We start from the raw sequence: 23,310 nt of genomic DNA, 5'->3' as shown, positions 1-23,310 counted from the left end.
AAAAAATAATAAATAGTGACCGAAGAAGGCGATAGTAAACCCCGGAAAGTAGACTCCTTTGCAGCATTGCGTTATAAAGATTTCAGATCTTACATAGGCATGCGTTTTTGTTTCACCTTTGCATATTCCATGCAGGCCGTAGTCCTCGGCTTTTATATTTACAGCATCACCCATAGTAAAATAGCGCTTGGCTACATTGGCCTGTGCGAGGCTATTCCGGCTATTGGTATTGCTTTGTACGGCGGATATATCGCCGATAAGTCTGAAAAGCGAAAAATGCTTTTGCTCATCTTTAGCGGCGTTTTACTGACATCGCTGGTTATGTTTACTGTTACGCTCAAAAGCATGAGCAATATTATTCATGCAGCATGGATAGTGCCTATCATGTACTCCATGATATTTTGTAATGGTGTGGCCCGCGCTTTTTATGGCCCGGCTACTTTTACCATTTATGCTAACAGTATCCCTAAAGAATTATACCCTAATGGTAGTACCTGGAGTAGCAGCAGCTGGCAGGTAGCCTCTATTTTGGGTCCGGCCGCAGGTGGTCTGATATATGGTTATGCCGATAAGATAGTACCCGGTTTAACAGGCATTACCGCCGTTTTTGGCTGTATCCTGTTTTTGCTGTTGGTATCATTAGTGCTGGTTTTTATGCTCAGAAAATATCCGGCACAATATGTTCCTAAAGAAAGTATCTGGAAAAGTCTTTCAGAAGGTATCAATTTTGTATTCAGCAATAAGATGATGATAGGCGCTATGAGTCTCGATTTGTTTTCGGTATTTTTTGGTGGTGCAGTTGCTTTGCTGCCGGTTTTTGCCAACGAGATATTGAAGGTAGGTGCTGAGGGATTGGGCATCATGAGGGCTATGTCGTCATTGGGAGCGGTGCTGACCATGCTGGTGATGACGCGTTTTTCGCCAATGGGCAAGCCGTGGCGTAACCTGCTTATTGCCGTAACCGGCTTTGGCTTGTCAATTTTATGTTTTGGTTTATCCACTAATTTTTATTTGTCGCTGTTATTCATTTTTACTGAAGGTGCCTTTGATAGTATCAGTGTGATTATCCGCGGTACGTTGATGCAGCTTTTAACGCCCGATCATATGCGTGGCAGGGTATCGGCGGTTAACCAGATGTTTATCGGTTCTTCAAATGAAATCGGTGCTTTTGAATCGGGCACTGCCGCACAACTGCTGGGTACTGTTCCATCGGTAATTTTTGGTGGTAGTATGACCATGCTTATCGTTGGAGTTACATATTTGAAAACTAAAAAGTTAATTCCATTGTCACTGCGGGAAATTCATGCTCCGGGCGAGGAGGGGATAAAAGAAGGGTAAGAGTAATAAAAGCAAACTCAAAAAGTGTCATTTCGATAGAGCGGGGCAGGGATAGCGCGCCGGGGCGAAAGAGAAATCTTGTACGCGTGGCAAAGCGGCCTTGCTTGTCGGCTTAATAGGGCGTACAAGATTTCTCACTCGTTCCTCGTTTCGAAATGACAATTTTTATTGGTTCTTTCTCCTTTAGTGAATTTTTCATGTAGCCAACATTATTTTTAACCTATCCCCTTGTTTTGCTGGGATATAAATTCACATCTTTACGCTGCCGAAAAACGGCACAAGCAAACCAATAAACAATCAAACAAAACAACTCACCCTTACAACAATGAAAAAGGTAATATTAGTAACAGGAGCATCTTCTGGTATCGGCCTGGCTTGTGCCAATGCCTTACAGGCAGCAGGCCATACGGTTTACGGTTCGTCGCGTAATCTCGACCGTATGAAATCCGTATCATTTAAACCTGTTCAGCTTGATGTTACCGACGATGCTTCGGTAAAGGTAGCTATTGATACCATTATTAAAGCCGAGGGAAAAATTGATGTATTGGTGAACAACGCGGGTAACGGCGTAACCGGTCCGGCATATGCTATGCCAGTTGAAAGTGCCAAGCAGCAGTTTGAAGTCAACTTTTTTGGCGTGATCCGTGTTAGCTCGGCTGTATTGCCTGGTATGATCGAGAAAGGCCAGGGATTGATCGTTAACATCAGTTCATTGGCCGGTTTATTCGGTTTGCCATACCAGGGCATGTATAGCGCCTCAAAATATGCTATTGAAGGTTATTCGCAAAGTTTAAGAATGGAACTGCGCAACACTGGTGTTAAAGTAACCTTGCTTAACCCAGGCGACTTTAAATCAGACTTTAGCCAGAACCGCGCGAAAGTTAAATTCCCTATCAAAAACGATAAACTGGAAACCGAATATAATGCAGCCGTTGCCGCTATGGAAAAAGACGAAAGCATCGCCCCAAGCCCAGAATCATTGGCTAAAAAGCTGGTTTCGATAGTAGCTTCATCAAGTCCTAAACACCGTTATTTGGTTGGACAGGTTGGTCAAACCATCGTGCCTACCCTTAAAGCCATTTTGCCAGGCGGTTTGTTTGAGAAATTGATGAATGACCATTACGGTATAAAATAGTGACCTGATTACGCGCTTGTATAATATATAAAGGGGACATTCTACAATGAAGAATGTCCCTTTGCTTTTTTCACTGCTATGCTAAACCCATGGCAGATTGTTTTATGGTTTACTCAAACCAATTTCTACCATTATCCAATCGAATAAGCATATCTAAAAAAGATGTGCCGACTTCAATAAAGTACTTTTCTTCGTCATTAAGAAAATCTGAAAGAATAATATGATGGGTTCCATCTTTTCTAAATTGGATACCAACGAATTCGCCTCCGCCATTGGTGCCAATGCCTAATATACCGGGCCTGTATTCAGGAAATTCATAACCATCATTTGCTTCTGCAAGTTCTTCGCCTGGCCAGAGGCGCACAAAATTTTCACCAATAAATTCCGCAAATGATTCGTAATTTTCAAGGTAATATTTATAGTCTTCGGGTAGTTGAAAAGGAAGGGCATTTAGAATACCCTGTTCCAAAGGTTTTGGCCTCCGTTCAAACTCGTATTTATTCAATAGGTATTCGAGCTTTTCCATTTTATTTAGATCGGGTGTTAAAGGAACTCGGTTAAACTATAAAAACAAAGGCCGCATCACTTGTTTTTGGATACGGCCTTTAGAGGCTTTTACGCCGTCAACTTCTTATACTTGATCCTTTTCGGAGCGACGTCGCCCAAACGTTTCTTTCTGTTTTCTTCGTAATCAGAATAGTTACCCTCAAAAAAGTAAACCTGTGAGTTGCCTTCAAAGGCCAGGATGTGGGTACAGATCCGGTCGAGGAACCAGCGGTCGTGGCTGATCACTACGGCACAGCCGCCAAAGTTTTCCAGGGCTTCTTCCAAAGCACGTAAGGTATTTACGTCGATATCGTTGGTAGGCTCATCCAGCAGCAGTACGTTTGATCCTTTTTTGAGGGTGATGGATAAGTGAACACGGTTACGTTCACCACCCGATAGTACGCCCACTTTTTTCTGCTGATCGGCACCGTTAAAGTTAAATTTAGATACGTATGCCCTTGAATTTAACGGACGGTTACCTACCATAATAGTTTCCAAACCGCCGGTTACGTTTTCCCAAACAGATTTGTTAGGGTCAAGGTCGTCATGCATCTGGTCAACATAACCCAGGGCTACAGTTTCACCTACTCGGAAAGTACCGGCATCTGGTTGATCTTGTCCTGTGATTAAACGGAACAAGGTAGTTTTACCCGCACCGTTAGGGCCGATGATACCAACTATACCTGCAGGAGGCAATGAAAAGCTCAGGTTGTCGAACAATAATTTATCGCCATATGATTTGCTTACGCCATTGGCTTCAATAACTACATTACCTAAACGCGGGCCCGGCGGAATAAACAGCTCCAGTTTTTCTTCGCGTTCTTTGGTTTCTTCGGATGCCAGTTTTTCGTAATTGCCTAAACGGGCTTTTGATTTGGCGTGACGGCCTTTCGGGCCCATGCGTACCCACTCCAGCTCGCGCTCCAAAGTTTTCTGGCGCTTGCTCTCGCTCTTTTCTTCCTGCGCCAAACGCTTGGCTTTCTGATCGAGCCATGAGGAATAATTTCCTTTCCATGGGATACCTTCTCCACGGTCGAGCTCGAGAATCCAGCCGGCAACGTTGTCAAGGAAATACCTGTCGTGCGTTACTGCTATAACTGTTCCTTTATATTGTTGTAAATGTTGCTCCAGCCAATCAATAGATTCAGCGTCTAAGTGGTTGGTAGGCTCATCGAGTAATAGCACGTCTGGTTCCTTTAATAACAGACGGCATAAAGCCACACGGCGACGCTCGCCACCTGATAATACCGAAATTTGGGTATCCGGCTCAGGGCAACGAAGGGCATCCATTGCGCGTTCCAGTTTGCTATCCAGTTCCCATGCATTTACAGCATCAATTTTGTCCTGCAATTCGCCCTGGCGGTTCATGAGTTTTTCCATGGCGTCGGCATCCTCATAATACTCCGGAAGACCGAATTTCTCGTTGATCTCTTCGTACTCTTTCAGTAAGGCGGTGGTTTCGGCAACACCCTCTTCAACTATTTCACGCACAGTTTTTTCCGGATCAAGCTCCGGTTCCTGGCTCAGGTAGCCTACGGTATAGCCCGGCGAAAAAACAACCTCGCCTATATTGGTTTTATCAATACCTGCAATGATCTTCAGCAACGACGATTTACCGGAACCATTTAAGCCGATAACGCCAATTTTAGCGCCGTAAAAAAACGACAGGTATATGTTTTTTAATACTGTTTTTTGCGGGGGATAAACTTTGCTAACCCCTGCCATTGAAAAAATTATCTTTTCGTCTGCCATTATAATTGATCGATAAATAGAAATTCAAATATGGCTAAAATAGCTGAAAAGGAAGCCTCAGATTAATTGATTAGGAGTAGTAATTTTAAACTGATTTTGGAGTTATAATGTTAATTTAAATTTAATTGAACCTTAAACGAAGATACACAACCATCATAATGTGTTAGCCGTATATAGTTATATGACGATAATTACAGGCTAATGCCTAATTGTCATGTTTATGACGAAATGCCTTAAAAGGTGGAAATGTTATTAAATATTTGAAATTTGTTTAAACTTTTTTAGGATATTTATATCAAACAGGTAAGTTTCGTTCGTATATTGTAAAAAAAATGCTTGTTAGCGGGCTTTTCAGATAAAAACTGTTGATTGATGCCAAACTTTGATACATTGCGTATCATTACAATGTCTGTTTCTGCAAAGCTCTAAATGTTGGCAATATTGTTGATGAAAGTAAACAGGCGTCGTAATTTGTAAAAACATAATTTATACATTAGGGCGTTCAATAATTAGAAAGGTATATATGGAAGCTAAATTTTCGCCGAGGGTAAAGGATGTTATTCAATATAGCAGGGAAGAGGCATTACGTCTTGGGCATGACTATATAGGTACTGAACATCTTTTGCTTGGGCTTATCCGCGATGGGGATGGTGTAGCAATTAAATTGCTGAAGGGATTGAACGTTGATACCGCAAAACTTCGCCGCGCCGTTGAGGATGCAGTAAAGGGAACTATTGGAACAAACGTACATATCGGCAGCATCCCGTTAACAAAACAGGCCGAGAAGGTATTGAAGATAACTTATCTGGAAGCCAAAATATTTAAAAGCGATGTGATTGGTACAGAGCACCTGCTGTTGTCTATCCTTCGCGATGAGGACAACATTGCCTCACAGATCCTGGTACAGTTCAATGTGAACTACGAGGTATTTAAAGGCGAAGTTGAATCGCATAAAAACGACGTTACTGACGAAATGCCGGGATCACCTACAGGTGGCGATGACGACTTTAAAGAAGAAGAGTCATTTAGTCAGCCTAAAAAAGTATCTGACATTAAATCAAAAACACCGGTGCTTGATAACTTTGGCCGCGATTTAACCCGCGCCGCCGAAGATGGTAAGCTTGATCCTATTGTTGGTCGTGAAAAAGAGATCGAAAGGGTATCACAAATTCTATCGCGCCGTAAAAAGAACAACCCTATATTAATAGGTGAGCCGGGTGTAGGTAAATCGGCCATTGCCGAAGGTCTTGCGTTACGCATTGTTCAGCGCAAAGTATCACGTGTATTGTTCAATAAGCGTGTAGTTACACTTGATTTAGCCTCATTGGTTGCCGGTACCAAATACCGTGGCCAGTTTGAAGAGCGTATGAAAGCGGTAATGAACGAATTGGAAAAATCACCTGATGTAATTTTATTTATTGACGAGATCCATACTATAGTAGGCGCTGGTGGTGCTTCAGGTTCGCTTGATGCATCAAATATGTTTAAACCAGCTTTGGCGAGGGGAGAGATACAATGCATTGGCGCAACTACCTTAGATGAATACCGCCAGTATATTGAAAAAGATGGTGCCTTGGACCGTCGTTTCCAAAAGGTAATGGTTGAACCGGCTACGCCGACTGAAACTATTGAGATTTTGAACCGCATTAAGGATAAATATGAAGAACACCACGGTGTTACTTATACTCCTGAAGCTATTAATGCTTGCGTTAACTTAACCACCCGTTATATTACCGACAGGTTTTTACCGGACAAGGCTATCGACGCGCTTGACGAAGCTGGTTCACGTGTTCACTTAACCAATATCCACGTGCCTCAAAACATTTTGGATATTGAGCAAAAGATAGAGCAGATCAAGATTGAGAAAAACAAAGTTGTTCGCAGTCAAAAATACGAGGAAGCTGCACAGTTACGTGATACCGAAAAGAATTTGTTAGTGGAGCTTGATCAGGCAAAAGCTGTTTGGGAAGCCGAAACAAAATCAAAACGTTACACTGTAACCGAAGATAATGTTGCTGAAGTAGTATCAATGATGACCGGTATCCCGGTACAACGTGTTGGCCAGGCCGACAGTCAGAAACTGTTGCACATGAGCGATACCGTTGCCAGCAAGATCATTGGTCAGGATGATGCGATCAAAAAGCTAACCCGTGCTATACAACGTACCCGTGCCGGTTTGAAAGACCCTAAAAAACCAATTGGTTCATTCATTTTCTTAGGCCCTACAGGTGTTGGTAAAACCGAGCTTGCCAAAGAGCTTGCCCGCTTTATGTTTGACACTGAAGATGCCCTAATCCAGATTGACATGAGCGAGTACATGGAGAAATTCGCTGTATCTCGTTTAGTAGGTGCGCCTCCGGGCTACGTAGGTTATGAAGAAGGTGGTCAGTTAACTGAAAAAGTTCGTCGTAAGCCATATGCGGTGGTTTTATTGGATGAGATCGAAAAAGCTCACCCTGATGTATTCAATATTCTTTTACAGGTATTGGATGAAGGTCAGCTTACCGATTCATTAGGCCGTAAGGTTGATTTCAGGAACACTATCATCATTATGACATCAAACATCGGTGCCCGCCAGTTGAAAGACTTTGGTCAGGGTGTAGGTTTCAGCACCAACGCTAAAACTTTACAGGCCGAAAGTCACTCGCGCGGTGTTATCGAAAACGCCCTGAAACGTGCTTTTGCACCTGAGTTCCTGAACCGTATTGATGATGTTATCGTATTTAACTCATTAGGTAAAGAAGAGATCTTCAAGATCATCGATATCGAGCTTGCTTACCTGTTTAGCCGTGTAAATGGCTTAGGTTTCAAAATTGAGCTTACCGAAGCAGCTAAAGATTTCATTGCCGATAAAGGTTACGATTCGCAGTTTGGTGCAAGACCGCTTAAACGTGCTATCCAGAAATACCTGGAAGACCCAATTGCCGAGGAAATCCTTAAAGGCGAATTAGCCGAAGGAGATGTGATGGTAGTTGATTTTGATACCGAGACCAAAGAGATCAAAATCACCGACAGAAAAGGCGAAAGCAAAAAACCTGAGCAGGAAGAGCAAAAGTAATTTTGCGGTACTGTAAATAATATTAAAGCCCCGTTTCGATTTTTCGGAACGGGGCTTTTGTTTTTGTCAGAACTCGAATTTTTTGAATTAAATGAATGGGTAGAATGCAAAGCAAATTCCCTTAATTCGTTTAATTCGAGTTCAGACCTTACTTCTTCTCCACCACCGGTTCATAATCAACCGGCAGCATTTCGGCAACGCGGCTTATGCCCCAGTCGCCTTCATAAACAACAGCATGCGGATTTACAACTATACCGTTATTGTCGAAAAAGACGGTGGGTTCATCAAAGGAAACGATGGTGGTGGCGTTGTTAGGCATATTAAAGGCCTGGACAACACTACTTGATGGATCCTGCCCTTTTTTCGTATACATGATATACAGGCAGTCTGTATAGCCTATGGCAAATAAGCCTTCCTGATCTGTCAGTTTGAAAAAGTCGGCCCTGTCCAGCGGCTTGTTGATCAGACTTTGAAGGTATTTATTATTCGGTCCGCCTTTGTAATTAGGGTTGGGTTTACGGATCAGGCGCATCACCACAAAGTTTTCGCTTGTAAGACTATCCTTGATAGCCGCCCGGTAGAAATGCATATTTGAACCGAGATAAGCTAATTGCCGTTGCTTGTGCCATTTACGTTTTTGTTTTTCGGAGCCTTTCAGATCTTCGAAGGTCGACATCCCCTCATAATATAACATTGCCTTTGCAGGATTGTAATTAAAGTTGGTTACTTTATACCTGATGTGATAACCTAGTGCTTTATTTTCAATCTCCATAAAATCATGAGATGTGGCCTTTAGAATCCGGGTAACATCATCGTAGTCAAAATCCAGCACATCCGAATTCAGTATTTTACACTGGGCAGCGTTTTCAGAACTACCTAGGAACTGTTGCCTGAAAATAGCGTAGTATCTTTCGCGGTTAGGATCGGGCCTGATCTTTACCTCATTAAGTTGAAAGGTTTTAGGAATAATGCTGATTGTACCGAGGTCGATATTTACATTGCCGGCCTGCAGGCTATAGGTGTAAGTTTCATAACCTACTATAGATATGATAAAATCATATTTACCAGGCTTCACATTGCTTAGTGTAAACGTGCCATCATCGGCTGTCTTGTTGCCCACTTGGGCGTTATTTAAAAATACGCTGGCATTGGGTACGGGTTTGGTATCGGTCATGTTAATTACCTTTCCGGTAATTTTTACCTGGGCCAAACTACCTATGGGTAATAGTAACAATAAAAACAACAAGGACTTACGCATAGTTAAATTTAAACTAAAATATTAGTTTTCCAATGTGGCTGCATAAAAAATCTTCAGAAAGTATGATCCAACCTTCCCTCAGGGTCTCTCGGAGAGGACCCTGATGTCTACGGTATGCAGATTCGTCGTTCCTCAGGGTCCTTCTGCGAGAGACCTTGAGGGGACATGAAATATTAGTTAAGCAATATGGCGGCATGAAAAATCTTCAGAAAGTATGGTCCGAAATAAAATAATTTAAAAAACGTTTAAACCTTTGAACAAAAATTTGTTCATACAGTTATAATAACTAACGCAATACTTTATGAAAAAAATCTTGACTTTAATTTGCTGCACTATTGTACTTGCCGCAACATCGTGTAAAAAGGAGTATGTAACCACCAGTCCAAGCGCTACTACCATTTTTGACACCACTCCAAATTTTGTACTTGACAATAGTATCAACGGTTATACCACTACCTTAGCGGTGCCTGAAATCACCGATTATTATAATAATCATGGTGCTGTATTAGTATACCTGGAAGATAATGGTACTTATGAACAATTGCCGGATGTTTATGGTGGTATAAGCTATAGGTTTGTATATACCAAAGGTACGCTGTATATTGATGCGCAAAACGCTGATGGAAGCGTGCCTACAGGAAACGGTATTCCCGGCCCATTAAAACTTAAAATTGTATTAGTACCGTAATTTAATCGTACTAACAAAAAAAGGAGCTTTTGCATTTGCAAAAGCTCCTTTTTTATTTAGTAGCAATATGGTATTACTTAGCCATCTGATCAATGACAGCCTGTGTTACGCCGGTGAACGAGAAGCCACCATCGTGATACAGGTTTTGCATAGTAACCATTTTGGTTAAATCGCTAAACATAGTTACACAGTAATCAGCACACTGATCGGCATCAGCATTACCAAGCGGACTCATTTTTTCGGCAAATTCGATAAAGCCGTCAAAGCCTTTAACACCTGAACCTGCAGTAGTGCGGGTGGGCGACTGAGAAATGGTATTAACACGTACTTTTTTAGCCATACCATACTCGTAACCAAAGTTACGGGCTATGCTTTCCAATACCGCTTTGTTATCGGCCATATCATTGTAGCCAGGGAAGTAACGTTGGGCAGCGATGTAGCTTAAAGCCAGTACCGACCCCCATTCGTTAATAGCATCATGTTTCATAGCCGCTTGCAAAATGCGGTGAAGGCTTAATGCAGATATATCAAACCCTTTGTGGGTAAATTCGTAGTTGTTTTCGTAGTATGGAATGTTTTTGCGTACGTTAACGCTCATACCTATCGAGTGCAGGATGAAATCAACCTTACCGCCAAAGTGTTCAAGCGTTTTAGTGAACAGATTGTTGATATCATCGCCATTGGTAACATCGGCACCAATAACCGGCGCATTGCATTCTTCGGCCAGTTTATTGAGTTCGCCCATGCGTAAAGCAATAGGGGCATTTGATAATACAATTTCAGCACCTTCCTGTACAGCGCGTTGTGCCACTTTCCAGGCTATTGATTGCTCATTTAGTGCACCGAATATGATGCCTTTTTTGCCTTTTAATAAATTATAAGCCATTTGTTAAGTTTTTATAATTAGGGCAAAGTTATAATTATTTATCAGTTAGTATAAATTCAACCGAAACAGTTTGCGCTGCCACAACCGGTCGGCCGTTTTCAATAGCCGGTCGCCAGCAGGAGAGGGATTTTATGATGTTGATCAGAGCTTCTTCGCAGCCGTAACCTATGCCTTTCAGTATTTTAAAATTAACCGGAAAGCCATCACGTTCAACCTGAAAACCAACCGTTATCAATCCCTCAATGTTGTTATCAATGGCTTTTTGGGGATAATGCAACTGCTGTTTTATCAGTTCAATAAAATGCTCGTTTCCGCCTTCAAATTTGGGAGGCGCTTGAAAACTAAATTTATCAATATTAGCAGTGCTATAAATCACATCAAATGATGGCGTTATTTTCCGGTGCTTACGTACAGCGGTAACGGCAATAGGTTTTTTGTCCGTTATATCTATAGGAGGCAGCGAGGCAAGGTAGATGATCATATACCTGCTACCTTTATTATAAACAGGTACGGTATTGTACAATACACTTTTTTCAAAAGTTAGCGTATCATTAAACTTAGCCCCTTTTAATTCGAAATAGCCGCTACTATCAGTGGTGGCGCCAACGTGCCATGAAGGGGCTTCCATCCAGGGGTTGGTTGATTCTAAACCGATGTGTTTAATGGGCCTACCCATTCTGTCATAAATGTATCCCCGAATATTAATGGTATCCCGTTTAATAACTGTATCAGGTTTACTTTTCTGGGCCAATAACTTAAACGAAGCCAAAAGCATCATCGCACATAAAAATAATCTCATTGCGGTTTAGGTTATATGTTTAATTGAGTGAGATTATATACTCAGCAATTCCCGTGCATTCTGCAAAGCACTTTCGCCTGGCTTGTCTCCGCTTAGCATTTTGGCAATTTCCAATACGCGTTCGTCATTGCTCAATTGCTTGATACGGGTAAATGTAGCAGCCTCGCTATCATCTTTATAAACAAAATAATGGCTTTGGCCTTTGCTGGCAATTTGCGGCAGGTGGGTGATTGTGATTACCTGCAGGTTTTGTGCTAAGCGTTCCATGATCTGCCCAACCTTGTTAGCTACTTCGCCGGATACACCGGTGTCAATCTCATCAAAAATAATGGTAGGTAAAGCAGTGTATTGCGCTACAATGGATTTGATGCTCAGCATCAACCTCGAAAGCTCACCACCCGAAGCTACCTTGCTCATCTCTGCCAAAGCATGCCCTTTGTTGGCCGAAAACAAAAAACGGATATTATCAGTCCCCGAAGCCGTAAGCATGGCTTTAGGACTATCAGCACCCCCTTTAGGGGGCGGGGGGGGCGTTTGCTCAATTTTCAAACTCGAGTTACTCATACCCATTTCGGCCAGCGTAGCCAGTACCTGTTTTTCAATATCCGGGATAGCTTTTTGCCGATTGGCTGATAATTCTGCCGCCAGTTTTTCCAAATTGGCTTTATCGGCAGCTATTTGTTTTTGCAGTTTTTCGATGGCTTCGTCACCAAAAAGAGCTTGCTGTATTTTTTCTGATAATTCTTCCTGGATCTGCAATAGCTCGGCAATGGTACTTACCCGGTGCTTTTTTTGCAGATTATAGATCATGCTGAGGCGATTGTTCACCTCTTCGGCGCGGGCTTCATCAACAAATGTATGCTGTTCAATAGCATCTATTTCGGCGGCGACATCTTTAAGCTCAATAATAGTGATGCTGATGCGCTGGTGAAGTTCGGCGAGGGCCGGGTTATATTTTTCTATCGAGCCTAAAGCCTGCCCCGCTTCCTTTAACTGGAGTAGCGCAGCGGCTTCGCCATCCTGTAAAAGGTAGTTGGCGTTTAGCAGGGCGCGTTTTATTTCTTCTGCGTTGTTAAGGGTATTTAATTCCTGCTCAAGTAACTCCTGTTCATCGGTCACAAGGACGCCTTTTTCAAGCTCATCAAATTGAAACTGGAAATAATCCAGATCAGCTTTGGCTTTGTCATTTTCGGCGATGAGCTGGTTAAGTTTGCTTAATGACTTTTTATATGCCTTGAATTTGGTTTGATAATCAAACAGCAAATCCGAATGACGGGCAACCGAATCAACCACCAATAACTGAAACTCCGGATCGTTGATCTCCAGCGTAGCATGCTGCGAATGGATATCGATCAGTTTTTCACCCAATTGTTTCAAGGCGGTAAGGTTAACCGGGGTATCGTTCACAAAAGCACGGGATTTGCCATCGGCAGAAATTTCGCGGCGAAGCACGGTTTCCGTTTCGTAATCCAGGTCGTTATCTTCAAAAAAATCGGCTAAATGAAAGCCACTGATCTTGAACGTACCTTCAATAACGCATTTCTTTTGTTGGTTGAAAAAATATTTGCTTTCGGCCCGCTGCCCTAAAATGAGTGATAAGGCACCCAATATAATAGATTTACCTGCACCGGTTTCGCCGGTTAATATGTTCAGATTGCTATCAAAACCTATCTCCAGGTTGTCGATAAGCGCATAGTTATTAATGGTTAGCTTTTGAAGCATAAAAAAAGTGTCCTCATTTTATTGAGGACACTAAATTACAAATTAAGGCTCTTTAAAAAATATTTTTTAATACTGTTTGCTAATTTATTTAGTCTTTGTTGAGATGAGTCGAAAGTCTTAAGTCCAAAGTTCAAAGTCGAAGCAGGACTTAGGGCTTCTGACTTAACATCAATTAGTAGCTGTGTCGGCTTTTACGTCTTCTTTGTCGTCGATGTCAAACTTGTAATCAAAGTCTTTATCCATTTTATCGCGGTACAGTTTCATTTTTTGCTTAAAGGCCGGACTTTTCATATAATCCTGTAATTTTTTGCTGGCTTCTTTGAGGCGCTGCTGGGCAGCTTTAATTTCAGGGCTGTCCTGAAAGCTACGCATTTGCTTGCCGATATTTTTCATATCCTCCTGTAGCTTTTTCATATCAGGATTATCGTAAGCTAACCTCATGCTATCGCCCATGGCCTGCATGCGCTCCCTTTTGGCAATAAACTCCGGCGAATCATAACGGCTGCGGATCTTTTGGCCCAACGTTTTCAACAGTTCTGTTTGCTTTTTAACATCAGCAGGGATCTTGCTTTGCAGTTCGTACTGGTATTTTTTGTAATTAGGATCTCTGTCGTCATTATAGCTATTGTAGCCACGGTTATGCGGAATGCCATACTTTTTTTCCAGCTCTTCATTCATCTTTTTAAAGTCGGGACTGTTGTAGTAAGCGCCGATTTTGCGGCCAATTTCGCCCATCTGTTCGCTTGTTTTTTTGCTTTCAGATGTTTCGCCATATTCCTTTTGGAAATCTTCGCCCATCTTTTCCATTTCGAGCTTCATTTTTTCCATGCCATCGCTGTTGTAATAAGCCTGCAATGCTTTGCTTTTTGCTTCAAGCATATCCTGTTGCTTTTTAAAATCGTCGCTGGCGTAGTACTTACCAATTAATTCGCCTTGTTTGCTTACTTCGGCACTTAATTTTTCAAGTTCGGGATCATTAAAGCCGTCGTAATTAAAAGAATCATGACGTTGTTTAGCCTTAACTATTTCGGCTGTTGTTTTCTTTTTATAAGCTACTGCTTTTTTTGTTTTAACCTTGTGGGTAGTGTCTTCTACAAATATGGCATGTAAGGCAGCAGGGGCACTAACCTTTTTAACAGTTAGTTTGCCATCCTTTAAGGTGGGGTTTAGCCAGGCAATGCTGCTAACGCCGGCAGTCATTATAGCAATGGCCACAAGCAGGTGGCGGATATTGCCTATAGGTTTCTTGGTTTTCATGATGCGTTCAATTCTGTTTAATAAATGATATTTTTTGCCGTTAGCAGCCAGGGCCAGCTGTAAATGCTGTTGCCTGGTTTGCTCCAGTTTAAGGAGGGCATGCGCATAGATTAACGGTTGTTGTGTTGTTGCCACAACCAGATCATCACAGCTGTTTTCGCGCTCCTGGTTAATAATGCGGTTAATTAATTGGGCAAAGGGATTAAAGAATAACAGTATGGAAATAAATTGCTGCATCAGGTTCAGCAGGTAATCGTTGCGTTTAATGTGTGATAGCTCGTGCAGTAAAATGGCTTCAACCTCGGTAGCCGATAAGTATGTAGTAAGGGTTATCGGCAACAAAATGATAGGGCTTAAAAAACCAATCATACAGGGGGCATCAACCATACGGCTAAAGTTTACCCACACATTTTTAGTAATACCCAGCTTTTGGCAAAGCTCATCGGCAAAGTCCTGCAGCCTGTCGGCAGGTACCATGGTACGTTTTATCAGGCTGATCCTTTGCCAGCTTAAGCTTACTTTAAGCAGGTTAAATACCAAACCAACAAAGTAAAGGGCCGATATATAAGGCAGATAGCCTTTTATAACGTATTCGTAATAGTTGCTTCGCGGTTTGGCTGCTACTTCATGCAGCGGCAGGTAGAAACGTGGTAATAGAGATGGCGCATTGGCAGATGTATAATTGATCCACTCGTGCAGCCTGAACTGATGGATAAACGTGTATATAAACCAGGCGCTTATGGCAAGCATGGCGCCCATGGCCCAATTGTGCTTTTTTATGGCCGATAATTGCGGCCTGCAAATAAACACTAACCTTAAGGCAAACCATACTAACAAACCCTGCCATAACGATTGCAGAATAGTTACGCCCAACACCTGGCTTATATTATAGAATAAATTTTCCATCACGTTTATTTTTTGTCCTGATCAAATTGATTCAAAAAATTTTTAATAGCGTCAATCTCGTCTTTTGATGCGCGGTGCTGGCCAAGCGCCTGGATCACCAAATCGGAAGTGGAGCCTTTAAATACAGTAGACAAGATTTTATCCAGAGCGTTGCTTTGCGCCTGCTCCATTGTGAATAAAGCTTTGTAAACATGGGTTTTTGAAGTGGTGTCGCGCTCAACCATTCCCTTATCATGCATAATTTGCATGAGTTTTAAGGTAGTGGTGTAACCGGCATCCTTGTTTTTAGCAAGCTCCTCGTGAACTTCACGTACAGTGCACCGGCCCTTTTTCCAGATCACCTGTAAAATTTCAAGTTCGCTTTCTGTTGGTTTAATTTCCATCTGTCTCTCTTTATTACGAATTTCTTCGTACAAATATCTACGATGATTTTCGTATTTGCAAGGGGTTTGTTATTTTTTTAACAAATTTTAACGGTTGGGGTGGGTGTGTGAGTGGTTGATTGGGTTGATTAGGTGAGTGGTTGCTATTTTTCTGAACCTGGATTTGGGGGATTTTTGAGATTTTATTGGATTTTTCCTGTATGATGTTGTCTGAACCTGAATTTTTAGAATTAAAGAATTTATGGAATTTGCTTATCGTTCTAAAATTCTGCTCATTTCTTAATTCTAAAAATTCAGGTTCAGACAAAAGAAAATCCTGCCCATCCCAAAAATCGCCCCAAATCCAGGTTCAGACAAAATCCCAAATCAAAACAATCATCATCTTTTAATTACTTTTGCGCTGAAGAGCTTTGGAAATCAAAATTCCGAAATCGAACATCCGAAATTCGACATAAAAAAACCATGCTGCAAATACAGGAAAACGTATCCCTCAAAAATTTTAACACTTTCGGTATTGATACCCGCGCCCGCTACTTTGTAGAAATAGCTCATGAAACCGAACTAACAGAGCTGTTTGCTGACCCGCAATGGCAGCAAACGGAGCGATTGATACTTGGCGGCGGCAGCAATATGTTAATGGTTGATGATTTTGACGGGCTGGTGATCCGTATGAATATCCGGGGTATTGAGCACCGCATCAGTCATAATGATGTTTATGTGGAAGTTGGGGGCGGTGAAGTATGGAACGGCCTGGTAAACTATTGTGTTGACCACGGTTATGCGGGTATCGAAAACCTGAGCCTCATTCCGGGTTCTGTGGGGGCATCGCCGATTCAAAATATAGGTGCCTACGGTGTGGAACTGAAAGATGTTTTTCATAGCTGTCGCGCTTTTGAAATAGCCACCGGTACTTTCAGGGAGTTCAACAAAGAGGATTGTAAATTCGGTTACCGCGAAAGCGTGTTCAAAGCAGAGTTGAAAGGACTATATATTATAGCATCTGTAAAATTTCATCTTTCGCTGGTACCCAGCATCAATACGAGGTACGGTGCTATCGAACAGGAACTACAAAACAGAGGGATTTCAAACCCTACTATAAAAGATGTATCGCAGGTGGTAGCACACATCCGGGTATCTAAACTGCCCGATCCTTCAACCATTGGTAATGCCGGCAGCTTCTTCAAAAACCCGGTGATCAGTGCTGAAGAATTTGCTGTGGTTCAGGCTAAATTTCCGGATGTGGTCAACTATCCTGCTGCCGATGGTGGTGTAAAACTGGCTGCCGGATGGCTCATTGAACAATGCGGATGGAAGGGAAAAACTGTTGGCCACACAGGAACATGGAAGAATCAGGCCCTTGTATTGGTGAACCATGGGGGCGCTACCGGGCAGGAAGTGTATAACTTTTCGTCGCAAATCATAGACAGTGTGTACACTAAATTTGGCGTTACACTACAACGTGAGGTTAATATTATTAGTTAAATAACTTTATTTAAAGTGAATTTTTGTTTTAAATAAAATTTGTTCTGGATAATATTCCTGTTACAAAGAGGCTGTTTTAGAGCCTGTTTTTCTGTTTTTATCTAACTTAAATACCTGTTTTACAGTAATGTAATTGTAATTAAGGTGTAAAAAGTACACATTGACTGAACTTTCATGTCGATATTTAAATGTGGAGTTTTTACTACACACTTTAGGTTAGTGGCATCATGCTTGTCTAATTGTTAACACAAAACTTTAACAAAATGACAAAGATTGAGTTTAACACCCTTGTACTACGTCAGGCGACTTCTTTAAGATCATACGCTTTACACTTCACGCACGACGCAGACGATGCTAACGACCTTGTCCAGGATACAATGTTGAAGGCCATAACTTATTACAACAAGTTTAAGGAAGGCACCAATTTAAAAGGATGGTTATATACCATCATGAAAAACACATTCATCAACAACTATCGCCGTTTTGTTAAAATGAGCACCTTCGTTACTAAAAGTGATGAAATTTCATCACCAAACCTGGTATTCAGTTCAACCAAAAACCAGGGCGAAGCTAAATTTGTAATGGATGATATTAAAAAAGCTTTAGACAGGCTGCCCGAAGATTATTATGTACCCTTCACCATGTATTTTGAAGGTCATAAATACCATGAAATTGCCGATCACCTGGATATCCCGATCGGTACTGTAAAAACCCGCATTCACGTAGCACGCAAGCTGCTGAAGAAAAACCTTAAAGCATACGATAACGGAATCGCCAAACCCGTTTATGCCGAGAATTAATGTTCAATTAAACTCCATCATATACATATAATAGGAAACCCGCCCCATGAGGCGGGTTTTTTGTTATAAACAAAAATGTCATTGCGAGGAGCCAAACGGGAATGAGCATGGCGCGACGCGGCAATCGCATGCTATACAGAGCGGCTATACTTCCATGCGATTGCCGCGCTACGCTCGCAATGACATGTTTTTTAGTGTTTATCAAGAGTTGCACTTAATCGGCAATTTCTTCATCGCCTCCGCAGCCACTACCTGCCCGGATATAATAGCCGGCGGCACACCTGGCCCCGGCACTGTAAGCTGGCCGGTATACAGCAGGTTGCTGATATGTTTGGCCCGCATGGCGGGTTTAAAAAATGCGGTTTGGGCAAGTGTGTTTGCTAAACCGTAGGCGTTGCCTTTAAATGAGTGATAGTCTGCCTTGAAATCATTTAATGCATAGCTGCGTTTCACCACTATCGAATTGTGGATGTCCTGGCCGGTAATGTGGGCAAACCTGTCCACCATCAGGTTAAAATATTTTTCACGGATGGCGTCATCATCATTTAATCCCGGAGCTATTGGCATCAGGAAAAACAGATTTTCTCCTCCCTCGGGAGCTACGGTACTGTCTGTTTTTGAAGCACAGCATACGTAAAATAATGGATCGGTTGGCCATTGCGGTGAAGTGTAAATTTCTTTGGCATGCAGCTCAAAATCCTCATCAAAAAATAAATTATGATGCTGTATGCCCGGCACTTTTTTATTAGTGCCGATATAAAACAGCAGGCTCGATGGCGACATGGTCCGGCTATCCCAATATTTGCTTGTGTAATTACGATTAGGCGCATCAATTAAATGCTGGTCAACATGTTCATAGTCGGCCCCGGCAATTACCATATCGGCAGTAAATAGGCCTTTATTGGTTTGTATAGTATCAACCTGTTTATCTTTTACGTTGATCTTTATAACCTCAGTATCCAATTTAATTTCAACCCCGAGTTCGGTAGCCAGGTTTACCATCGCTTTTACAATCTCATTCATGCCGCCCATGGGGTACCAGGTTCCCAGCGAAAGATCGGCGTAATTCATCATACTGTACATGGCCGGGGTATTTTGTGGGGTAGCACCTAAAAACAATACCGGGAACTCAAGCAACTTAACCAGTTTGGGGTTTTTAAAATACTTACGTACATGACTGCTCATGCTGGTAAGCAGTTGAATACTGAAGCTTTTTTTGATGAGATTTAAATCAATAAACTCAGTGATGGAGTGGGAGGGGCGGAAAACATATTCGCCCATGCCAACTTTATATTTATACTCCGCCTGGGCTAAAAACGCTTTTAATGCTTTGCTGCTGCCCGGTTCTGTTTGTTCAAACAGGGCTTCGAGTTCGACCATGTTTGCAGGTACATCCAATATTTCGTTTTGGCTGTAATAAATGCGATAGCCGGGATCAAGTCTTTTAAGTTGATAATAATCGGCAGTTTTTTTACCGAACAGTGCGAAGAAGTTTTCAAACACATCGGGCATCCAATACCAGCTTGGCCCCATATCAAACCGGAAGCCGTCCTGCTCCCAAACCCGGGCGCGGCCGCCGGGCTGATCGTTTTTCTCCAGTATGGTAACTTTATATCCTTCTTTAGCCAAAACACAGGCTGCCGATAAACCTGCAAAGCCCGAACCTATAACAATAATATGCTTGCTGCTGTTCATGTTTAATGTGAAGCCCAAGGTAAGCAAATTGTTTTAGGCTCATTAAAAAACAATCCGGCTTTGAATTTGTACTTTTGAACAAATGACCACGCAAAGGCCAATGATGAACCTATACGATGAAGCATGTTTTGAATGCAGTAAACTGATAACCAAAAAATACAGCACTTCATTCAGTCTCGGTATTAAAACCTTCGATAAAAGGTTCCGGTACCCAATTTATGCCATTTATGGTTTTGTGCGTTATGCCGATGAAATTGTGGATACTTTTCACAATTATGATCAGCAGCAGTTGATTGAAAGGTTTAGCGATGAAACTTTTCGTGCTATTAAAGAGGGGATAAGCACTAACCCGGTTATTCATTCGTTTCAGCAGATTGTAAATCAGTATCATATCGATCATGAATTGATCAGGGCTTTCCTGAGGTCGATGGCGATGGATCTGGATAATAAGGCATATGATAAGGATACCTATCAAACATACATCTACGGTTCGGCAGAAGTTATCGGATTGATGTGTTTAAGGATATTTACCAGTGATGATGCTTTGTATCAGTCGCTTATTCCCAATGCAAGGAGCCTGGGTGCAGCCTTTCAGAAAGTGAATTTTTTGCGCGATGTTAAGGCCGATTATACCGAACGCGGTCGTACCTATTTTCCGGGGATTGATTTCAATAATTTTACCGAAGAGGATAAATTGGCCATTGAAGCCGAAATTAAACACGACTTCGACCAGGCACTGGAAGGTATTAAGCGTTTACCGGTAGGCACCCGGCTTGGAGTTTATATTGCTTATATTTACTACCTGCAGTTGTTTAAGAAAATAAGTTATACGCCAGCCAGCGTCATATTGCAAAAACGCATCAGGGTATCGGATGCGCGCAAAATGAGTTTATATGTCAAAGCTGTGCTGCAGCAAAAATTAAATGTTATTTAATGTTCAGAAAGATATTTTTTATAGCCAATATTTGGGCGCTGGTATTCGTTGTGCAATCAGTTAAAGCCGAAGAGCTTAATCTTAAAGTGTTACGTAAACAAATGGTTATTGCCATTGATAAAAGCCAGCTAACCGACTCATTGTATAACAGCCTTGATCATATTAAAGAAAAAAGTGGCATTGTGAACGGCTTTGTGGGTGCGTTACTGGCCTTAAAAGCTAAACATGCCTGGAACCCCTATTCTAAAATAAAGTATCTTAACAGATCAGAGAAGGTATTTAAACAGGCAGTAATGGCCGATCCGCATAATATCGAGATCCGGTTCATGCGCTTTTCTATCGAACATAACGTGCCTTCTATTTTAGGCTTTAATAAAGATTTGGCAGCCGATAGTGAAGACATCATAGCGCAGCTGGATAAAAAGAATTACGGCTCTGCTGATAAGGAATTGACCATAGCGATCATCAAATTCCTGATCCATTCAAAAAGATGTACACCCGCCCAAAACCAAATCCTTAATAAACATTTAACCGAACTTACGTGAGACACGCCTATTTATTGATCAATTTGCTCACGGTTTTTTTTCCGGTGATGCTTTCGTTTGATAAAAGGGTAGCTTTTTACAAAAGCTGGAAGTTTATATGGCCGGGCATGGCCATAACCGGTTTGTTTTTTTTGTTTTGGGACGTGCTTTTTACCATTAAGGGGGTATGGTCATTCAATTCGGCATACATTATCGGTATTAAGTTTTTCGGTTTGCCTTTAGAGGAAATTCTGTTCTTTTTAACAGTGCCTTTTTCCTGCATATTCATTTATGCCTGCCTTAATTATTATGTAAAATGGCTGATGCCATACAGGCTTACAAGTATTATAAGCAGCCTGATGATATTACTGGCTATTTTAATGCTGATATTTTATCACGACCGGCTTTACACCACGGTTACTTTTGGATTATTGCTGGTATTGGTTTTACTGATCCAGTACGTTTTTAAAGCCGATTGGCTTAACCGGTATTACCTGGCCTATTTTGTGGCCCTTTTGCCGTTTTATATTGTAAATGGCATATTAACCTCCATACCCATTGTGTTGTATAACAATGCCGAGAATATCGGGAAACGCGTTGGTACTATCCCATTTGAGGATCATTTTTACCTGATGGCTTTATTGCTCATGAATATTGGTTTCTTTGAGTACTTTAAACAACGAAAGTTAAGTTGATGATTGAGCTGCCAGTATATACTAAATCGCAGCTGGCCTTGCGTAATGGTCAGGATAAACCCCAGATCTGGGTGGCTTATAAAGGCGATATTTATGACGTTACTGAAAGCCGTTTATGGCGTAACGGTAAACATTATGAGCACTGGGCGGGCCAGGACCTGACAGATGAACTTGCCGATGCCCCGCATACTGAAACGGTATTTGAGAAGTTTAAAAAGGTCGGTCAGCTCACCCCAGCCCTCTCCAAAGGAGAGGGAGGAAAGAGTTAATATGTTTTTTAAAGTCCTCCCCTTGGGGGAGGATTTAGGAGGGGTGTTACAATTCAAATTTAGCAAGACCAACAAACTCCTGGATACGAGCAGCAATTTCTTCTTCGCTCAGGTTTCTTAATCTTTCTGAGCCAAATTTTTCAACGCAGAAAGAGGCCAGTGCCGAACCAAAGATGATGGCGTTTTTCATGTTGTTGAAGTTAACGGTACCCACTTTGGCCATATAGCCAATAAAGCCACCTGCAAAAGTATCGCCGGCGCCCGTAGGGTCAAATACTTCGGCCAACGGAAGGGCAGGGGCGCTAAAGATCTGATTTTCATGGAACAACAATGCGCCATGTTCACCTTTTTTTATGATAAGGTATTTTGGGCCCATGGTTAATATTTTACGGGCAGCCTTAACCAGTGAAAATTCACCCGATAGCTGACGTGCTTCGGCATCATTGATGGTTAAAACATCAACCATTTGTATGGTTTTTAGTAATTCATCAAGGGCGATGTCCATCCAAAAATTCATGGTGTCCATTACAATAAGCTTTGGGCGGTTTTTAAGGCGATTGATGACCGTTTGCTGTACCTGTGGCGATAGGTTACCCAGCATCAGGTATTCACAATCCTGGTAGCTGTCGGGGATGATTGGATCAAAAGCTTCAAGTACATTAAGCTCGGTAACCAGGGTATCGCGGCTGTTCATGTCATTATGGTAACGGCCGCTCCAGAAAAATGACTTTTCACCCTGTTTTATCTGCAGGCCTTCGGTATTAACGTTGTGATTTTGCAGGTCCTCAATTTCGTGCTGAGGGAAATCATCGCCAACAACAGCAACAATTTTTATTTTATCATAAAAGTAAGAAGCACCCAAGCTTGCAAAAGTTGCAGAGCCGCCTACTATTTTATCGGTTTTACCAAAAGGGGTTTCAATGGCATCAAACGCCACAGTGCCAATAACTAACAAACTCATGTAAAGATATTTATATTTTTTCGCCGCAAATATTGTGAAAATTAAGGGATAATCATTCATCGGTGCCCATTTGTAATGCCGATTTTCATCGGTTAAAACATTATGCAGGCAGATTTTGTGAGCTTAATAGTGGAAAAAACAAGATCTGCAGGGAAATTTACCAGTTGTTGAAGAACTTGTAGTATGTGATGGAATGATAAATAGCAGGAAATCAGCAGGTAA

Annotated in this window: 20 protein-coding genes; 10 read left to right on the top strand and 10 right to left on the bottom strand. The window is 41.8% G+C overall.

The window, feature by feature from the left end; all coding sequences use genetic code 11:
* Positions 1 to 15: 15 nt before the first annotated feature.
* Positions 16 to 1,338, top strand: a complete 1,323-nt coding sequence (locus AC59JO_RS04950) for an MFS transporter (protein ID WP_497303786.1) — start codon at positions 16 to 18, stop codon at positions 1,336 to 1,338.
* Positions 1,339 to 1,663: 325 nt separating this feature from the next.
* Entirely contained in the window at positions 1,664 to 2,473 is an 810-nt protein-coding gene (locus AC59JO_RS04945; RefSeq protein ID WP_497303784.1) for an SDR family oxidoreductase, read from the top strand.
* 109 nt (positions 2,474 to 2,582) lie between these two features.
* On the opposite strand, the gene AC59JO_RS04940 is transcribed toward AC59JO_RS04945, so the two are convergent.
* Both AC59JO_RS04940 and ettA read right to left on the bottom strand, forming a co-directional pair.
* The gene (locus AC59JO_RS04940) at positions 2,583 to 2,999 is read right to left on the bottom strand and encodes an SMI1/KNR4 family protein (RefSeq protein WP_497303782.1); all 417 of its coding nucleotides are present in this window, start codon (positions 2,997 to 2,999) and stop codon (positions 2,583 to 2,585) included.
* Positions 3,000 to 3,088: 89 nt separating this feature from the next.
* Positions 3,089 to 4,771 carry an energy-dependent translational throttle protein EttA gene (gene ettA, locus AC59JO_RS04935; RefSeq protein WP_497303780.1) on the bottom strand — a complete coding sequence of 561 codons (1,683 nt, stop codon included), beginning with the start codon at positions 4,769 to 4,771 and terminating at the stop codon, positions 3,089 to 3,091.
* Between the two features lie 523 nt (positions 4,772 to 5,294).
* Between ettA and AC59JO_RS04930 the strand changes: the two genes are divergently transcribed.
* The gene (locus tag AC59JO_RS04930) at positions 5,295 to 7,829 is read left to right on the top strand and encodes an ATP-dependent Clp protease ATP-binding subunit (RefSeq protein WP_413669461.1); all 2,535 of its coding nucleotides are present in this window, start codon (positions 5,295 to 5,297) and stop codon (positions 7,827 to 7,829) included.
* A 148-nt stretch (positions 7,830 to 7,977) separates the two neighbouring features.
* On the opposite strand, the gene AC59JO_RS04925 is transcribed toward AC59JO_RS04930, so the two are convergent.
* Positions 7,978 to 9,087, bottom strand: a complete 1,110-nt coding sequence (locus AC59JO_RS04925) for a carboxypeptidase-like regulatory domain-containing protein (RefSeq protein WP_497303778.1) — start codon at positions 9,085 to 9,087, stop codon at positions 7,978 to 7,980.
* A gap of 301 nt (positions 9,088 to 9,388) precedes the next feature.
* Between AC59JO_RS04925 and AC59JO_RS04920 the strand changes: the two genes are divergently transcribed.
* The gene (locus AC59JO_RS04920) at positions 9,389 to 9,775 is read left to right on the top strand and encodes a hypothetical protein (RefSeq protein WP_121223957.1); all 387 of its coding nucleotides are present in this window, start codon (positions 9,389 to 9,391) and stop codon (positions 9,773 to 9,775) included.
* Positions 9,776 to 9,848: 73 nt separating this feature from the next.
* Here AC59JO_RS04920 and AC59JO_RS04915 read toward each other — a convergent pair whose 3' ends face one another.
* The 5 genes from AC59JO_RS04915 to AC59JO_RS04895 all read right to left on the bottom strand — a co-directional run bounded on the left by AC59JO_RS04915 (position 9,849) and on the right by AC59JO_RS04895 (position 15,728).
* Positions 9,849 to 10,661 (bottom strand): enoyl-ACP reductase FabI, encoded by an 813-nt coding sequence (locus tag AC59JO_RS04915; protein ID WP_091217560.1) that lies wholly within the window; start codon positions 10,659 to 10,661, stop codon positions 9,849 to 9,851.
* Between the two features lie 34 nt (positions 10,662 to 10,695).
* Positions 10,696 to 11,460 carry an energy transducer TonB gene (locus tag AC59JO_RS04910; RefSeq protein WP_413669459.1) on the bottom strand — a complete coding sequence of 255 codons (765 nt, stop codon included), beginning with the start codon at positions 11,458 to 11,460 and terminating at the stop codon, positions 10,696 to 10,698.
* 33 nt (positions 11,461 to 11,493) lie between these two features.
* A complete protein-coding gene (gene recN, locus AC59JO_RS04905; protein ID WP_497303775.1) occupies positions 11,494 to 13,182 on the bottom strand; it encodes a DNA repair protein RecN in 1,689 nt (562 codons plus the stop codon).
* A 168-nt stretch (positions 13,183 to 13,350) separates the two neighbouring features.
* Entirely contained in the window at positions 13,351 to 15,345 is a 1,995-nt protein-coding gene (locus tag AC59JO_RS04900; RefSeq protein WP_497303773.1) for a M56 family metallopeptidase, read from the bottom strand.
* 5 nt (positions 15,346 to 15,350) lie between these two features.
* Positions 15,351 to 15,728, bottom strand: a complete 378-nt coding sequence (locus tag AC59JO_RS04895) for a BlaI/MecI/CopY family transcriptional regulator (RefSeq protein WP_090528727.1) — start codon at positions 15,726 to 15,728, stop codon at positions 15,351 to 15,353.
* A gap of 444 nt (positions 15,729 to 16,172) precedes the next feature.
* Here AC59JO_RS04895 and murB point away from each other — a divergent pair, with 444 nt between their 5' ends.
* Entirely contained in the window at positions 16,173 to 17,210 is a 1,038-nt protein-coding gene (gene murB, locus AC59JO_RS04890) for a UDP-N-acetylmuramate dehydrogenase (RefSeq protein WP_497303865.1), read from the top strand.
* Between the two features lie 263 nt (positions 17,211 to 17,473).
* A complete protein-coding gene (locus AC59JO_RS04885; protein ID WP_090528721.1) occupies positions 17,474 to 18,010 on the top strand; it encodes an RNA polymerase sigma factor in 537 nt (178 codons plus the stop codon).
* Positions 18,011 to 18,211: 201 nt separating this feature from the next.
* Here the strand turns inward: AC59JO_RS04885 and crtID are convergent, their stop codons facing one another.
* Entirely contained in the window at positions 18,212 to 19,705 is a 1,494-nt protein-coding gene (gene crtID, locus AC59JO_RS04880; protein WP_497303770.1) for a bifunctional phytoene desaturase/3,4-desaturase, read from the bottom strand.
* Between the two features lie 82 nt (positions 19,706 to 19,787).
* Here crtID and AC59JO_RS04875 point away from each other — a divergent pair, with 82 nt between their 5' ends.
* Genes AC59JO_RS04875 through AC59JO_RS04860 form a run of 4 tightly spaced genes read left to right on the top strand, consistent with a single transcriptional unit; the run spans position 19,788 to position 22,127 of the window.
* Positions 19,788 to 20,639 carry a phytoene/squalene synthase family protein gene (locus AC59JO_RS04875; RefSeq protein ID WP_497303768.1) on the top strand — a complete coding sequence of 284 codons (852 nt, stop codon included), beginning with the start codon at positions 19,788 to 19,790 and terminating at the stop codon, positions 20,637 to 20,639.
* The gene (locus AC59JO_RS04870) at positions 20,639 to 21,184 is read left to right on the top strand and encodes a hypothetical protein (RefSeq protein ID WP_497303766.1); all 546 of its coding nucleotides are present in this window, start codon (positions 20,639 to 20,641) and stop codon (positions 21,182 to 21,184) included. The genes AC59JO_RS04875 and AC59JO_RS04870 overlap by 1 nt, the downstream gene beginning before the upstream one ends.
* Positions 21,181 to 21,858, top strand: a complete 678-nt coding sequence (locus AC59JO_RS04865) for a lycopene cyclase domain-containing protein (protein WP_413669453.1) — start codon at positions 21,181 to 21,183, stop codon at positions 21,856 to 21,858. The genes AC59JO_RS04870 and AC59JO_RS04865 overlap by 4 nt, the downstream gene beginning before the upstream one ends.
* Complete coding sequence (locus AC59JO_RS04860; protein ID WP_497303764.1) at positions 21,858 to 22,127, top strand: cytochrome b5 domain-containing protein; 270 nt, start codon at positions 21,858 to 21,860, stop codon at positions 22,125 to 22,127. The genes AC59JO_RS04865 and AC59JO_RS04860 overlap by 1 nt, the downstream gene beginning before the upstream one ends.
* 46 nt (positions 22,128 to 22,173) lie before the next feature.
* Here the strand turns inward: AC59JO_RS04860 and AC59JO_RS04855 are convergent, their stop codons facing one another.
* On the bottom strand, positions 22,174 to 23,088 hold the full coding sequence (locus tag AC59JO_RS04855) for a PfkB family carbohydrate kinase (RefSeq protein WP_091217747.1): 915 nt from the start codon (positions 23,086 to 23,088) through the stop codon (positions 22,174 to 22,176).
* Positions 23,089 to 23,310 lie beyond the last annotated feature (222 nt).

This window comes from Mucilaginibacter sp. A5337 (assembly GCF_059690695.1).
The sequence above is the reverse complement of the archived record's forward strand: the minus strand, read 5'-3'. Positions and strand labels throughout refer to the sequence as shown.